Here is a 14,662-nt window from a genome sequence, read left to right as displayed (position 1 = left end):
GGACCGCTGGCCGAGAACAACATTGCTCTCGGCCAGGCGCCTTATCGACAGCGCGCATCTAAAGACAGCCAGCGGTCCCGGATCAAGTCCGGGACGACGATCGGCTCAGCCGAACACGCGGGCGAAGATCGTGTCGACGTGCTTGAAGTGGTAGTCGAGGTTGAACTTGTCCTCGATCACTTCGGCTGGAAGGGCGGCAGCGACTTCGGGGTCAGCCTTGAGCAGTTCGAGCAGCGAGAGCTGGCCGTCCGATTCCCACACCTTCATCGCGTTGCGCTGGACGAGGCGGTAGCTCTCGTCGCGGGTCAGGCCCGCCTGCGTCAGCGCCAGCAGCACGCGCTGCGAGTGGACCAGGCCGCCCATGCGGTCGAGGTTCTTCTGCATGCGCGCAGGATAGATCAGCAGCTTGTCGATCACGCCGGTCAGGCGCGCCAGCGCGAAGTCGAGGGTGATCGTCGCGTCGGGGCCGATGAAGCGCTCGACCGAGGAGTGCGAGATGTCGCGCTCGTGCCACAGCGCCACGTTCTCCATGGCGGGGACGACGGCCGAACGCACCACGCGTGCGAGGCCGGTGAGGTTCTCGGTGAGGACCGGGTTGCGCTTGTGCGGCATCGCCGACGAGCCCTTCTGGCCGGGCGAGAAGTATTCCTCGGCCTCCAGGACTTCGGTGCGCTGCAGGTGGCGGACCTCGACGGCAAGGCGCTCGATCGAGCTGGCGATGACGCCCAGCACGGCGAAGAACATCGCGTGACGGTCGCGCGGGATGACCTGCGTGGAGACCGGTTCGATCCCGAGGCCCAGCTGGTCGGCGACGTACTGTTCCACTGCCGGGTCGGTATTGGCGAAAGTGCCGACCGCGCCCGAGATCGCGCAGGTCGCGATTTCCTCACGCGCGAAGACGAGGCGCGTGCGGCACCGGGCGAACTCGGCATAGGCTTCGGCGAGCTTGAGGCCGAAGGTGACGGGCTCGGCGTGGATGCCGTGGCTGCGGCCGATGGTGGGGGTGTACTTGTGCTCCTCGGCGCGGCGCTTGATCGCGGCGAGCAGGGCGTCGAGGTCGGCGAGCAGGATGTCGGCGGCCTTGACCAGCTGCACGTTCAGCGTGGTGTCGAGCACGTCGGAGCTGGTCATGCCCTGGTGCATGAAGCGCGCCTCGGGGCCGACCTGCTGCGCGACCCAGTCGAGGAAGGCGATGACGTCGTGCTTGGTCACGGCTTCGATCGCGTCGATCGCGGCGACGTCGATCTTCGGGCTGGTCGCCCACCAGTCCCACAGCGCCTTGCCGGCGGAGGCGGGGACGGTGCCCATCTCGCCCATCTTGACGGCAGCATGGGCCTCGATCTCGAACCAGATGCGGTAGCGGGCTTCGGGTTCCCAGATCGCGGTCATCGCGGGGCGGGCGTAGCGGGGGACCATGTTCGACTCCTTGCAGCTGACGCGGGTAGCGGCCAATTCGTGCCGGTGCCGCTAGGCGGCGCGGGCGCGAAAGGCAAGGCGCTTGCGCGGCGATCTACCGGCTTCCGATGCCGGGCCAGGCGAAGTCGATCCGGACGTCGCCGGTGCGGGCACCGTCGGCATCGAAGCTGCGCTCGGCGATCGCGCCCCGGCCTGCGCGGTCGATCATGATCACCGTGCTGCACCGCGTACCGTAAGTCGCATCGCGGATGAACACCGGCGCGAAGCGCGGTTCGGGGCCGAGTTCGGGGCTTGCGGGCGCCGGTGCGGGTGTCTCGTCGCGCAGCCCGTCGAGGAGCGGCGCGGGATCGGACGATCCATTTTCCAGCCACCGTTCGATCGCTTCCCCCACCTGCAGCGTCTTGGGCCAGGGCACGTCGAAACCGCCGTTCGACAGCCCATGGATACCCGGAGACAGCGGCCGCGCCTCGACCTGCGGGTGATTGGTGAGGAACGAGGCCTCGCCCGCATCGGCCAGGATCAGGTTGAACGGATTCATCTGCGCCATCGCGTCGGTCAGCGTGTCCGGGGGCACGCCCTCCAGCAGATCCGTCACCAGCTTCCCGCGCGAGGGACGGCCGGGCTGCGAGCCTTCCGGCACGCGATAGTTCGTGACGAGCGCGAAGCGGCCTCCTTCGGTGACGCCGAGCCAGGTGCCGCCGCCGGTGAGGTCGGTCCCGGCGATGATGCCGTCCGGCCTGTGCGCGAGCGGCGCGGCGGGACGGGCATGGAACTCGTCGCGGTTGCCCGCGACGACGAGGAGCCAGTCGGGATGGGCATCCCAGGCGACGGCGGCGACGCACATGGTCTCAGATCAGTCCCTTGGCACGCAGTGACATGTGGCCCTCGCGTCCGATCACCACGTGGTCGTGGACGGAGACGCCGAGCAGGCGACCGGCCTCGGCGATGCGGTTGGTGATGTCGATGTCCGCCCGGCTCGGCTGCGGCGAGCCCGAAGGGTGATTGTGGACGAGGATCAGCGCCGTGGCGCCAAGGTCGAGCGCGCGGCGGATCACCTCGCGCGGGTGGATCGCGGCCTCGTCGATCGAGCCTTCGCCGACGAGGTCGTCGAGGATCAGCATGTTGCGGGCATTGAGGTAGAGGACGCGGACGCGCTCGACCGTCAGGTGCGCCATGTCGATCGTCAGGTAGTCGATGAGCGCGTGCCACGAGGACAGCACCGGTGCCTCGCGCACTTTCTGGCGGGCCATGCGGGTGGCGGCGACGGTGACCACGCGCAGCGCCGCGGCGGTGGCCTCGCCCATGCCGGGGTGGGCGGCGAGGGCGCGCGGCTCGGCCTGCAGCACCCCTGCGAGCGAGCCGAAGCGATGGATCAGGCTGCGCGCGAGCGGCTTCATGTCGCGGCGCGGAACGGCCTGCATCAGCAGGAGTTCAATGACCTCATGATCCGCCAGAGCCTCCGCCCCGCCATCGAGCAACCGCTTGCGCAACCGTGCGCGGTGGCCGCTCGAATCATTGGCAAAATCGCCGCGCGCCTCCCTGAGGGGGAGGGGGCGTTCATCGAAGAGGGGAGGTTGTCCGTCCATGCTGCGTACAAACAATTGCCTTTCCCGTCCGCCCGGCGCAAGTGAACGATCGGATGTCGCAAGAGATCGACCAGACCCCGGACACCGACGAGGCCGCTACCGGGGGCCTTTCTTCGCGTGGGCGCTTTCGGAGCGGCCACAGTTGGCGCAGGCGCTGGGGCGCTCCCGTGCTTGTGGTGGGCGGCCTGCTGGCGGCGGCGCTGGGTGCTGCCTGGCTATCGCGCGAGGAGATCGCGGCGAACCTCATCGAGCGCGAACTCGATTCGCTGGGCCTCGATGCCCGCTACGAGATCGTGCGGATCGGACCCTCGGAGCAGGTGATTCGGAACCTCGTCATCGGCGATCCGGCGCGGCCGGACCTGACGGTGCAGGAACTGCGGGTGGCGACGCGCCTTTCCTGGGGACTTCCCGGTATCGGCCGGATCACCGTGGTGAAGCCGCGCCTCTACGGTTCGTGGCGCGGCGGCAAGGCCAGCTTCGGCAGTCTCGACAAGGCGCTGTTCAGCGGCAAGGGCGGGCCGTTCGAGATGCCCGACCTCGACCTTGCGGTTGTCGACGGGCGCGCCCTGATCGACAGCGACCACGGCCGCATCGGCGTCAAGCTGGCGGGTGAAGGCGAATTGCGCGGCGGGTTCTCCGGCGAACTGGCGGCCTTGTCGCCCGCGCTCACCGGCGGCGGCTGCTCGACCGGGCGCGCGACGATTTACGGCAAGTTGACGACTTCGGCCGCGAAGCCGCGATTCGAGGGGCCGGTGCGGCTGGACAGCCTGTCGTGCCCATCGCAGGATCTGCGACTGGCCAAGGCCGGTGTGCAACTGGACGTGACGCTCGACGAAGCGCTCGACGGGGCTTCGGGCAAGCTCGGCCTTTCCGCCGGAGCCGCGCGCTTCGGGGTTCAAAAGCTGGCTGGAGCGAGCGGCTCGGGGCGGTTCACCTATCGCGGCAACGCCTTGAGCGCGACGTACCGGGTTACCGGGCGCGGACTCGACACGCCGCAGGCGCGGATGCGCGAAGTCACCCTCGAAGGGCGCGCGCGCTCCACCGGCGGCATCGCGCGGTTCGATGTGGACGCGGACCTCACCGGCAGGGAACTGGCGCTTGGCAATACCGTTGACCGCGCACTGCTCTCAGCGCAGCAGGCGGCCGCCGGAACCCTCGGCGCGCCGATCACGGCGCAAGTGCGCCAGGCGCTCGGCCGCGAGATGCGTGGCAGTACGATCAACGCGGGGCTCCTCGTGCGCAATTCGCGCGAGGGCCTGAGCGTCGTCGTCACGCGCGGGTCCCTCAAGGGCGGCAGCGGAGAATCGGTGCTTTCGCTTTCGCGCGTGCAGGCGATGTTCGGCCGCAAGGGCGGCGTGCCGCGGGTGAACGGCAACTTCACGACCGGCGGGCGCGGACTTCCGCAGGCGTGGGGGCGGATGGAGACCGGTGACGACGACCACCTTACCATGCGCGCGACGATGACCGACTACCGCGCCGGATCGGCGATGGTCGGCGTGCCGAGGCTGGCGCTCGAGCAGGCGCCCGACGGCGCGCTCTCGTTCAACGGGCAGGTCACTCTCAGCGGCGATCTTCCGGGCGGCAACACGCGCAACCTGCAGCTTCCGGTTGATGGCCGATGGGGCGCGGACGGCAGGCTCGCCGTGTGGCGCCGCTGCACCGACGTCGCCTTCGATGCCCTGAGCTTCTCCAACCTGACCATCGACAAGCGCAAGCTGACCCTGTGCCCGGCGCGCGGCGGCGCGATCGTGGAAGGGCGCCCCGACAACCTGCTGCTCGCGGCAGGCATGACCGCGCTCGACCTCTCCGGGCACCTTGGCGAGACGCCGATCCGCATCGCCAGCGGGCCGCTCGGCTTCGCGATGGGCGGGGGCAGGCCCGGTGTCATCAAGGCCAGCGCCATCAACGTGGCGCTTGGCCCGGCGGACACCGCATCGCACTTCCTCGTCAGCCATCTCGACGGGCAGATCGGCAAGGACATCGCGGGCACCTTCGATCAGGCCGACATCAGCCTTGCCGCCGTACCGCTGGACATGCGGCAGGCTGCGGGTCGCTGGCGCTATGCCGGCGGTGTGGCCTCGATCGAGGGCGCGCAGTTCACGCTGGTGGACCGCCAACAGGTGGCACGCTTCCAGCCGATGGTGGCGCGCGACGCGACGCTGCAACTGGCCGACAACCGCATCACCGCGCAAGCCCTGCTCCGCGAGCCGGGCAGCGACCGGGCGGTCGTCCGCGCCGACATCGTCCACGATCTGTCGAGGGCCGACGGTCATGCGAATCTCGCCGTCGAGGGGATTGTCTTCGACGACAAGCTGCAGCCCGACGCGCTCTCGCGGCTGGTGCTGGGCGTGGTGTCCGACCTCAAGGGCGTCGTGCGCGGCACCGGGCGGATCGACTGGAACCCGAAGAGCGTGACCAGCCGTGGCCGCTTCTCCACCGACGGCGTCGACTTCGCAGCCGCTTTCGGTCCGCTACGGGGGCTGTCGGGCGAGGTGGTGTTCACCGACCTGCTCGGCATGGTTACCGCGCCCAATCAGAACGTACGCATCGCTTCCATGAACCCGGGCATCGAGGTGACCGACGGCACGCTCTCCTACGAGATACGCCCCGGCTACAACCTCATCGTCCACGGCGGAAAGTGGCCGTTCATGGACGGTACGCTGACGCTCGATCCGGCGAAGATGCAGATCGGGGCGGCGGAGACGCGCTACTACACGCTGCGCGTCACGGGCCTCGACGCGGCGGACTTCGTGCAGCATCTCGAACTCACCAACATCAACGCCAGCGGCATATTCGACGGCGAGCTTCCGCTCATCTTCGACGAAAACGGCGGCCGGATCGAAAACGGCTTCCTGCGCTCGCGCGATCCCGGCGGCAACGTTTCCTACGTCGGCGCGCTGACGTACAAGGACCTGTCGGCGATGGGCAATTACGCCTTCGACGCGCTGAAGTCGGTGAACTACAAGAAGATGGAGATCGGGCTGGGCGGTTCGCTCTCGGGCGATATCGTCACGAAGATCAGCTTCGACGGGCTCAGCCAGGGGCAGGGCGCCAGCAAGAACTTCATCACCAAGCAGATCGCGAAGCTGCCGCTCCGCTTCATCGTCAACATCAAGGCGCCGTTCTTCAGCCTGTTCGGCTCGATGCGTTCGCTCTACGATCCGACGTACGTGACGGACCCGAGGGTGCTCGGCCTGCTCAATACGGACGGGACGCGCTCGACCACCGCGCCCGATGCGACGCTCAATCTGGCGCCCCCCAAACCGACTTCGGCTCCATCCGGCGCTATTCAGCCTCCAGTCAGCGAGAAAAAGCCATGATGCCCTCGGAATTGACCGGAAGCCCTCCGGCTGCGACAAGCCCGGTGATGATCGACGGGTATTCGACAGAGCAGCAGGTGGGCACACGGTCCGGCAGGCGCGCCGTTCGCGCCGCAATGATGGCCGCGACGGTGATGGCGGTCGCTTTCGGTCTCGGAGGCTGCATTCAGGTTGCAGCCCCCGACAAGCCGATCGTGATCGAACTCAACATCAACATCCGGCAGGAAGTCGTCTACCGCCTAGCCGCCGACGCGGCCAAGACGGTGGACGAGAACAAGGGCATTTTCTGATGACGAGCATTCGTTTCATTGCCGCCGCAGCTGTAACGGTTCTCGCCGTCGCCGGTGCGTCCACGGCTTATGCGCAGCGCTCGCCGGAATACGTCGCTGCGCGCGCGGCCGGGCAGGTCGGCGAGCAGCGCGACGGCTATCTCGGCGTGATCAGCGGCGGCGGGGACATCTCCGCCATGGTCCGCGACATCAACAACAAGCGCCGCTCGGTCTACACCACCGCCGCCCAGGGCAAGAGCACCATCGAGGAATACGCCTTCACCACCGGCTGCAAGCTGATCCGCGACACCAAGCCCGGCGAGAAGTACCAGGGCCTCGACGGTTCGTGGAAGACGCGCGGCGCCGGTGCGCCGGAATTGGACCCGCGCTGCCCGTGACATTGATATCCGTGAGGCGGTGAAAACGGGGCGCGGCCAAAAGTACTAGGTCACAGGCGTTCAACACTTTCGTCACCGCACTGACGAATCAAGAAAAGGCCGGAGGCGGGCACGCTTTTCCGGCCTTTTTCGCGTCCATTCCGGCTGCATCGCCATTGCGGTATTGGGTGGATCGCCGCAGTTCTACTTCATCCGTGTCGCATCTTCGCCCCGTGTCCTGTCAACAACAGGCGCTGAGGAGCCGCCGCCCCGGTTGACTCGGGATAAGCCCCACCCTAAGGGGCCGGTGCTCTTGGCGGGCAGCCGTCGTTTGTGTCTAACGTTCCTGTCATCGTGAGGAGGACGTGACATGACCGACGAGCAACCTGCACGAGACCCTGTTGGCGAGGATGCGCGCATCGATTCGCTCGACGAAAGGCTGAAGGCCCTTCGCGAGCGGGAAGAGGAACGCAACCGACCGAAGGCCGGCGCGGAAACCGATGCGAGCTATCGCATGGGCAACCGGGTGCTTTCGGAATTGCTGGGAGGTGTCGCGGGCGGTCTGTTCCTGGGATGGCTCATCGGCCATTTCAGCGGATATATGGCCTTGAGTCTGATGGTGATGCTGTTCGTGGGAATTGGTATTGCCTTCAGGAACATACTAAGGATTACGAACCAGCGTCCTGACTGACCCGCGAATTGGGGAGTGGGGCGCTGTAGTTCAATAGGCGACAGGGGTAATCGCGTGGCAGCCGAAGCGAAGCTCGATCCGATGCACCAGTTCCAGCTTGAAAAGCTGGCGGGCGCGGACTGGAACATTGCCGGTTACAATATCGCCTTCACCAACAGTGCGCTGTGGATGGCCATCGCCACCCTCGCGCTGATCGTGTTCGTTGCGGGCGGCATGAAGCGTCAACTGGTGCCCGGTCGCTGGCAGATGGCGGTGGAAACCTTCACCGGTTTCATCGACGGCATGCTCGCCGCGAACGTCGGCAAGAACGGTAAGAAGTACGTTCCGTACATCTTCTCGCTGTTCATGTTCATCCTTTTCGCGAACTTCCTCGGCCTGATGCCGCTGGGCGTGCTGGGCGTTCACGCCTTCACCTTCACCAGCCACTTCTCGGCCACGGGCGTTCTTGCGGTGCTGTCGTTCTCGATCGTGCTGATCGTCGGCTTCGCCAAGCACAAGCTGCACTTCTTCTCGCTTTTCGTGCCGCACGGTACGCCGGCGCTGATGATCCCGATCATCTTCGTGGTCGAGCTGATCTCGTTCCTGGTGCGCCCGTTCAGCCTCGGCCTGCGACTGTTCGTCGCGATGATGGCCGGACACGTGCTGCTCGAAGTGCTCTCCAGCTTCGTGATCTCGGGCGGCAACAACGGCCCGATCATGTTCGCGATCGCCGGCATTCCCAGCTTCGTGCTGATGGTCGGCATCTGCGCGCTGGAACTGCTGGTCGCCGGCATCCAGGCTTACGTCTTCGCTCTTCTCACCTGCGTCTATCTCAACGACGCCGAGAACCTTCACTGATCATCTTTTTTCGCCTCACTTGCGGGCACACCAAAGGGAGTTTTTGATATGGACGCAGAAGCTGCAAAGCTGCTCGGAGCCGGTTTCGCTGCAATCGGCGCCGGCCTCGCCTCGATCGGCGTGGGCAACGTTTTCGCCAAGTTCCTCGAAGGCGCGCTGCGCAACCCGGGCGCCGCTGACGCCCAGCAGGGTCGCCTGTTCATCGGCTTCGCCGGTGCAGAGCTTCTCGGCCTGCTTTCGTTCGTCATTGCCGCGCTGCTGATCTTCGCCTGATCGCTCGCGTTTGACCGGATTTCCGGCCGCCCTGACCCTTTGGTGAGGCGGCCGGGATTTCCGGCAAGATTTTTTCCGGCTTCCTTCGAGACAGGGCTGAACCCATGCCTCAGATCGCTCAGCTAGGCGAGTTCTACTCCAGCCAGATCTTCTGGCTGTTGATCTTCTTCGGTATCACCTTCTTCGTCGTTGGACGGGGCATGGTGCCGAAGGTGATGGACACCGTCGCCAGCCGTGACAACCAGATCGCCGCCGACCTCAAGGCAGCCGAAGCCGCTCGTGCCCAGGCCGATGCCGAAGAGGCCTCCTGGCGCACCCGCGAGAACGCCAACCGCGCTTCGGCGCAGGGCACCATCGCCGACGCCCGCGCCAAGGCCGCAGCCGCTGCCGAGCAGCGCCTCGCCGTTGCCCAGGCATCGATCGACGCCACCCTAGCCGGTGCGGAAACCCGCATCGCCGAGGCGCGCCGTGCCGCTGCCGACGATATCGAGACCGTGGCCGCCGAGGCGACCCGCGACATCGTCAGCCGCATCGCCGGCCTGTCGCTGGGCGACGACGTCGTGCGCGGCGCCGTGAAGGAGAACCTGGTCCATGGCTGACGCCAACGCCGCCGTCGAGCACGGCCTCGACCATGAAGCCGCCGAAGTGACGGGTGCCGAAGGTACGCACGCTTCGACCGAGCATCACGCCGAACCGCTGTTCCTCGGCTTCGCGCCGCCGGTCGCGGTCGTCAGCAGCTCGATGATCGTGCTGCTCGCGATCCTGGCCTGGAAAGGCGTGCCGAAGATGATCGGCAAGGGTCTCGACGGCAAGATCGCCGAGATCAAGGCCCAACTCGCCGAAGCCAAGTCGCTGCGCGCCGAAGCGGAAGTCCTTCGTTCGGAATACGCGAGCAAGATCGCGAACGCCGAGAAGGACGCCGCCGCGATGCTCGACCATGCCCGTCACGAAGCCGAGGCGATCGTCGCCAAGGCCGAGGCGGACACCACCGAGACCATCGCCCGCCGCGAGAAGATGGCGCAGGACAAGATTACCGCAGCCGAGTTCGCTGCCGTGACCCAGCTGCGCAATCAGGCTGCCGCTGCCGCCGCCGCTGCCGCGAAGGGCCTGATCGCCGCGAACCATTCCGCCGCCGCCGACAAGGCGCTGGTGGACCAGGCGATCGCCGGGATCTGATTTTCCGCACCTTTGCGGGTGGGATCAAGAAGCCTCCGTCCTTGGGCGGAGGCTTTTTTTGTGCGCGCCTGCATTACAACAAGGTGTCACTATGTGCATTCGCGGTCCGCTCATGGCCTGAGCGGCTGCCGACAGTATCGTGGCCGTACCTTTGTAGGAAAGACGCAGGTTTTCGGGAACACCCTCATGTCTGTTCGGACTGCATCTCCAAGAAACCGGAAACCGCCGCCCACGCGCGGCTGAACTCGGAGGATCGTAGTCGGTCGCAGTCATGACCGCAGGCGAGCGATACCACGCGCGCGCTCGGGGGCAGGTGGCGTCGGAAGTCGGACGGGTCGGCGCCATAGTCGTCGGCATCGCCCTGGACGATCAGCAGCGGCTTGGTGACGGCAGGCAGGTGCGCCGTCCGGTAGGCTTGTGGCTGGCGCTCCGGATGCCGGAACGGGTACGCGAAGCAGACGATGCGGGCGATTGCGCGATGATCGGCGACACTGGTGGCCGAGATGCCGCCTGCAGAATGTGTCACGATGCAGGCGGCATGATCACCCATCGCATCCAGCATTCGTCGCAATTGCCGCGCGTCGTTGGCAGACCGGCCGTGGAGGAATGTGTAGAGGTGGTCGTAGCGGTGCTGATCCAGCACCACCAGCACGAGCCGCAGCAGCATGCGTAGCATGCGGCGCGGCGCGGTGTCGCGGTCCCGCCAGCACAGTCGGGGCCATCTGGCGACGATGCGCGCACCGATGTCCTCGTAAGACCGGGTATAGTCGGATACGAACCAGTGCACCTTGAACCCTTGTGCTTCCAGCATCAGCAGGATGCGTTGGATATCGCCCGAATCGCGGGTCTTGTCGGTGCGGCCCACGACGATGATCGTGCGGGCAGGCGGGGTGATGTGATGCATGCGCCCTCTGCGCGCGGACGGCCTGATGTCGCGGACGGTAGGTCGAGTTCAATCGTGCGGCGGGTTCTCGACCAGTTCTTCCTTCGCGCTTTCGCCCATGCCGTGCTTCAGCACCATCGGCAGCTGCGAGAACGTGAACAGGAACGAAAGCACCGTGAAGCCCCAGAGCTTGGCCTGCAGCCACGTGTCGAAGCTGACGGTATAGACCAGCACCGTGTTCAGCACCGCCAGCACCAGGAAGAACCACGCCCAGTTGCGCGACAGGATCATCCAGCCGGCGTCGTCCAGCCCCTCGAAGGCAGCCTGCAGCAGGTACTTGAGCATCGCCTTGCCGCGCCACAGGCCCACGAACAGCACGGCCGAGAACATCAGGTAGACGGCGGTGGGCTTGAGCTGGATGAAGATCGCATTGCGGAACACCACTGTCAGCGCGCCGAAGCCGAGGATCAGCACCGTCGTCAGCCACAGCATCGGCGAGACATGGCCGAGCCGCCACTTCGACACGATCAGCGCCGCTACGGTCGCCACCATGAAGGCGATCGTGCCCTTGATGACGGCGGTGACGGTGGCGATCGAATTGCCGTCGCCCTCGGGCGAGAAGTGCCGGTAGGCGAGGAAGAACACCAGCAGCGGCCCGAAATCGACGACGAGGTTCAGCCAGCTGGATTTGGGCTTCTTTTCGGCGGCGCTCATCACGCGATCCCCGCGATGACCCGCGCGAGCAGGTCGGGGTTGAAGGGCCGCAAGTCGTCGATCTTCTCGCCGACGCCGATGGCGTGGATCGGCAGGCCGTATTGCTCCGCCGCCGCGACGAGGACGCCGCCGCGCGCGGTGCCGTCGAGCTTGGTCATGATGAGGCCGGAAACGCCCGCCACTTCCTTGAAGATCTCGATCTGCGAAAGCGCGTTCTGGCCGTTGGTGGCATCCAGCACCAGCACGACGTCGTGCGGCGCGGCGGGGTTCAGGCGGCCGAGGACGCGGCGGATCTTGGCCAGTTCGTCCATCAGCTCGCGCTTGTTCTGGAGACGCCCGGCGGTATCGACGATCAGCGCGTCGATGCCCTGTTCGGTCGCGGCCTTGAGGCCGTCGAACACGATCGAGGCGGGGTCACCGCCCTCGGGGCCGGTGACGATGGGGATCGACAGGCGATCCGCCCAGACCTTGAGCTGGCCGATCGCGGCGGCGCGGAAGGTGTCTCCGGCTGCCAGCATGACCGAATAGTCCTGCTCCTGGAACAGGTGCGCCAGCTTGGCGATCGTGGTGGTCTTGCCCGAGCCGTTGACGCCGATCACGAGGATCACCTGCGGGCGCGGGAAGGCGACGATGTCGAGCGGCTTGGCGACCGGGCGCAGGATCTCGGCGATCTCGCGCGCGACGACTTCCATGATGGCGCGTTCGTCGGCATCACGCTCGAAGCGTTCCTCGGCCAGCCGGTCGCGGATGCGGGCGGCGGCACGGGGGCCGAGGTCGGACATGATGAGCGCGTCTTCCAGCGCATCGAGTTGCGCCGGGGTCAGGCGGGTGCCGCCGCCAAGGCCCGCGAGGTTGCCCGCGAGGCGCTGCGAGGTCTGGCGAAAGCCTCCGAAGAGACGGTCGGACCAGTCGCTTGATGCCCCCTCGTTCTGCTGGGGGTCAGGGGTACTCATGCTTCCAGCATTCCTTCGACAATTCGGGTCGGGGTCACTTCCACCAGCGCGCCGGGCGGCGTGCCGGGGGGAACCCGGACGGGCGCGAAGTCAGCCGCGTGGCCGCTCCCGCCCCTTTCGGCGAGCACCCATAGCGGCAAGCCCAGATGCGCGGCAAGCCACGATGCGCGGGTTTCCGCGACCTTTGCGCGCAACTGCGCGGCGCGGGCGCGGATCGTCGCGTGCTCCACCTGCGGCATGCGCGCGGCGGGAGTGCCGGGGCGCTGCGAGTAGGGGAAGACGTGGCCGTGGACGACGCCCAGCGCCTCGATGATCGACAGGTTGGCGGCGTGCGCCTCGTCGTCCTCGGTGGGGAAACCGGCGATGAGGTCGGCACCGATGGCGATCTCCGGGCGGCGGGCGCGCAAGCCTGCGACAAGGTTCACCGCGTCGGCGCGAGAGTGGCGGCGCTTCATGCGCTTGAGGATCAGGTCGTGGCCATGCTGCAGCGAAAGGTGGACATGCGGCATGACCCGGGCCTCCGAGGCGAGGAGGTCGAACAGCAGGTCGTCCACTTCGGCGCCGTCGATCGAGGAGAGGCGCAGGCGCGGCAGGTCGGGGAAGCGGGTAAGGATCGCTTCTGCCAGCGTACCGAGGCGCGGCTCTCCGGGCAGGTCGTCGCCCCATGAGGTGAGATCGACGCCGGTGAGGATCACTTCCTGTACGCCTGCGTCGAGGTGGCGGGCCACGTCGTCCAGCACTTGCGTGACGGTGCGCGAGCGGCTCGGGCCTCGGCCTTGCGGGATGACGCAGAAGGTGCAGGCGTGGTCGCAGCCGTTCTGTACCTGCACGAAGGCGCGGGTGTGGGCGCGGGTTTCCGGCGCTCGCGTGGCGAGCGGCACGTTCCAGGCGCGCGGGTCGAGCTTGGCGGTGTTGGCGATGAGGCCGTCCACCTCGGGCATCGCCGCTAGCGCCTCGCGCTCGACTTCGGCCGCGCAGCCGGTGACGAGGAGGCGCGCGTCGGGACGGGCCTTGCGGGCGCGACGGATGGCCTGGCGGGTCTGGCGCACGGCTTCCGCCGTGACCGCGCAGGAGTTGATGACGACGAGGTCGTCCGCCTCACCCAGCATCCCGCGCAGGGACTCGCTTTCGGCGAGGTTCAGGCGGCAGCCGAGCGAATGGACCTCGACGGTCAAATGGCGATCCTGATGTGCGCTCCGAAATCGGCGGCGTCGAAGGAGCCGCGGAAGGCTTCGGTCGCGGGGCCGGTCATGACGATCTCGTTGTCCTCGCGCCACTCGATCACCAGCGGGCCGCCGGGCAGCGTCACGGTGACGCGGCGGTCGACGAGGCCGCGCTTCATCGCGCCGATCGCGGTGGCGCAGGCGCCGGTGCCGCAGGCGCGCGTGAGGCCCGCGCCGCGCTCCCACACGCGCAGGGTGATCGCGTCTCGCGCGGTGATGCCAGCTACGTTGACGTTGATGCGCTCGGGGAACAGCGGGTCGGTCTCGATCATCGGGCCGATGCGGGCCATGTCGATCGCGTAGGGATCGGCGACGAAAAAGATGACGTGCGGGTTGCCGACGTTGACCGCGATCGGGTTCACCAGTTCCTCCCACGCGACGGGCATGGCGTGGGTGTCCATGGCGTAGGCGAGGGGGATCGCGTTCCAGTCGAAGCGCGGCTTGCCCATCTGGACGCTGATGCCGCCATCGGTGGGCGTGGAGATGACGAGCCCGCCGAGCGTCTCGATCCGGGCGGGTTCACCGTGCAGCAGGCCGACCGCGCGCGTGGCGTTGCCGCAAGCCTCGACCTCGCTGCCGTCGGCGTTGAAGATGCGCATGCGGAAATCGGCGTCCATCGAGGGTTCGAGGACGATGAGCTGGTCGCAGCCGATCCCGGTGTGGCGGTCCGCCAGCGCCGAGGCGAAGGCGGCGTCCACCGGGGGCAGCGCGTGCACGCGGCCGTCGAGCACGATGAAGTCATTGCCCAGGCCGTGCATCTTGGTGAAGTCGATCCGCATGCGCGCGATTTAGGTGGTGCGGGGGGGAAGGTCAATTTCCCCTGCCGTTTTCGTCGTCCCGGACTTGATCCGGGACCGGTGGCTGTCTTTAGGCGGATGCGGTCGGCGAGACGCCTTGCCGAGAGCAAGGTCGCTCAAGGCAAGCGGTCCCGGATCAGGTCCGGG

The 14,662-nt window shown here is 67.1% G+C and carries 16 protein-coding genes; 8 read left to right on the top strand and 8 right to left on the bottom strand.

Features of this window, described 5'->3' with window-relative positions; genetic code table 11:
- Nucleotides 1-105: 105 nt before the first annotated feature.
- From purB to radC, 3 genes are all read right to left on the bottom strand, one after another.
- Nucleotides 106-1,416, bottom strand: coding sequence for an adenylosuccinate lyase (purB, locus tag ACYPYD_RS14245; RefSeq protein ID WP_211150238.1), 1,311 nt, complete (start codon nt 1,414-1,416; stop codon nt 106-108).
- 94 nt (nt 1,417-1,510) lie between these two features.
- Nucleotides 1,511-2,260 carry an NRDE family protein gene (locus ACYPYD_RS14240; protein ID WP_459663768.1) on the bottom strand — a complete coding sequence of 250 codons (750 nt, stop codon included), beginning with the start codon at nt 2,258-2,260 and terminating at the stop codon, nt 1,511-1,513.
- A gap of 4 nt (nt 2,261-2,264) precedes the next feature.
- Nucleotides 2,265-3,002 carry a RadC family protein gene (radC, locus tag ACYPYD_RS14235; protein ID WP_008833289.1) on the bottom strand — a complete coding sequence of 246 codons (738 nt, stop codon included), beginning with the start codon at nt 3,000-3,002 and terminating at the stop codon, nt 2,265-2,267.
- A gap of 53 nt (nt 3,003-3,055) precedes the next feature.
- Here radC and ACYPYD_RS14230 point away from each other — a divergent pair, with 53 nt between their 5' ends.
- The 8 genes from ACYPYD_RS14230 to ACYPYD_RS14195 all read left to right on the top strand — a co-directional run bounded on the left by ACYPYD_RS14230 (nt 3,056) and on the right by ACYPYD_RS14195 (nt 9,945).
- Nucleotides 3,056-6,322, top strand: coding sequence for a YdbH domain-containing protein (locus ACYPYD_RS14230; RefSeq protein ID WP_459663766.1), 3,267 nt, complete (start codon nt 3,056-3,058; stop codon nt 6,320-6,322).
- 47 nt (nt 6,323-6,369) lie between these two features.
- The gene (locus ACYPYD_RS14225) at nt 6,370-6,612 is read left to right on the top strand and encodes a YnbE family lipoprotein (RefSeq protein ID WP_051211603.1); all 243 of its coding nucleotides are present in this window, start codon (nt 6,370-6,372) and stop codon (nt 6,610-6,612) included.
- The gene (locus ACYPYD_RS14220) at nt 6,612-6,989 is read left to right on the top strand and encodes a YdbL family probable chaperone protein (protein WP_008833286.1); all 378 of its coding nucleotides are present in this window, start codon (nt 6,612-6,614) and stop codon (nt 6,987-6,989) included. The genes ACYPYD_RS14225 and ACYPYD_RS14220 overlap by 1 nt, the downstream gene beginning before the upstream one ends.
- Before the next feature lie 349 nt (nt 6,990-7,338).
- A complete protein-coding gene (locus tag ACYPYD_RS14215; protein WP_008833285.1) occupies nt 7,339-7,659 on the top strand; it encodes an AtpZ/AtpI family protein in 321 nt (106 codons plus the stop codon).
- Nucleotides 7,660-7,713: 54 nt separating this feature from the next.
- Nucleotides 7,714-8,496: a F0F1 ATP synthase subunit A gene (locus ACYPYD_RS14210; RefSeq protein ID WP_008833284.1), complete on the top strand. Its 783-nt coding sequence runs from the start codon at nt 7,714-7,716 to the stop codon at nt 8,494-8,496.
- 48 nt (nt 8,497-8,544) lie between these two features.
- Entirely contained in the window at nt 8,545-8,769 is a 225-nt protein-coding gene (locus ACYPYD_RS14205) for a F0F1 ATP synthase subunit C (protein ID WP_008833283.1), read from the top strand.
- A 104-nt stretch (nt 8,770-8,873) separates the two neighbouring features.
- The gene (locus ACYPYD_RS14200) at nt 8,874-9,368 is read left to right on the top strand and encodes a F0F1 ATP synthase subunit B family protein (protein ID WP_008833282.1); all 495 of its coding nucleotides are present in this window, start codon (nt 8,874-8,876) and stop codon (nt 9,366-9,368) included.
- Complete coding sequence (locus ACYPYD_RS14195; protein ID WP_008833281.1) at nt 9,361-9,945, top strand: F0F1 ATP synthase subunit B family protein; 585 nt, start codon at nt 9,361-9,363, stop codon at nt 9,943-9,945. The genes ACYPYD_RS14200 and ACYPYD_RS14195 overlap by 8 nt, the downstream gene beginning before the upstream one ends.
- A gap of 184 nt (nt 9,946-10,129) precedes the next feature.
- On the opposite strand, the gene ACYPYD_RS14190 is transcribed toward ACYPYD_RS14195, so the two are convergent.
- The 5 genes from ACYPYD_RS14190 to dapF all read right to left on the bottom strand — a co-directional run bounded on the left by ACYPYD_RS14190 (nt 10,130) and on the right by dapF (nt 14,497).
- Nucleotides 10,130-10,810 (bottom strand): alpha/beta family hydrolase, encoded by a 681-nt coding sequence (locus tag ACYPYD_RS14190; protein WP_459663764.1) that lies wholly within the window; start codon nt 10,808-10,810, stop codon nt 10,130-10,132.
- A gap of 87 nt (nt 10,811-10,897) precedes the next feature.
- Nucleotides 10,898-11,542, bottom strand: coding sequence for an inner membrane-spanning protein YciB (locus tag ACYPYD_RS14185; protein ID WP_211150231.1), 645 nt, complete (start codon nt 11,540-11,542; stop codon nt 10,898-10,900).
- Nucleotides 11,542-12,495: a signal recognition particle-docking protein FtsY gene (ftsY, locus tag ACYPYD_RS14180; RefSeq protein ID WP_271181594.1), complete on the bottom strand. Its 954-nt coding sequence runs from the start codon at nt 12,493-12,495 to the stop codon at nt 11,542-11,544. Before ftsY ends, ACYPYD_RS14185 begins: the two co-directional genes overlap by 1 nt.
- The gene (locus ACYPYD_RS14175; RefSeq protein WP_211150229.1) at nt 12,492-13,670 is read right to left on the bottom strand and encodes a MiaB/RimO family radical SAM methylthiotransferase; all 1,179 of its coding nucleotides are present in this window, start codon (nt 13,668-13,670) and stop codon (nt 12,492-12,494) included. Before ACYPYD_RS14175 ends, ftsY begins: the two co-directional genes overlap by 4 nt.
- Entirely contained in the window at nt 13,667-14,497 is an 831-nt protein-coding gene (dapF, locus tag ACYPYD_RS14170; RefSeq protein ID WP_008833276.1) for a diaminopimelate epimerase, read from the bottom strand. Before dapF ends, ACYPYD_RS14175 begins: the two co-directional genes overlap by 4 nt.
- Between the last annotated feature and the right edge of the window lie 165 nt (nt 14,498-14,662).

Source organism: Novosphingobium sp. 11B, assembly GCF_054589055.1.
The sequence above is the reverse complement of the archived record's forward strand: the minus strand, read 5'-3'. Positions and strand labels throughout refer to the sequence as shown.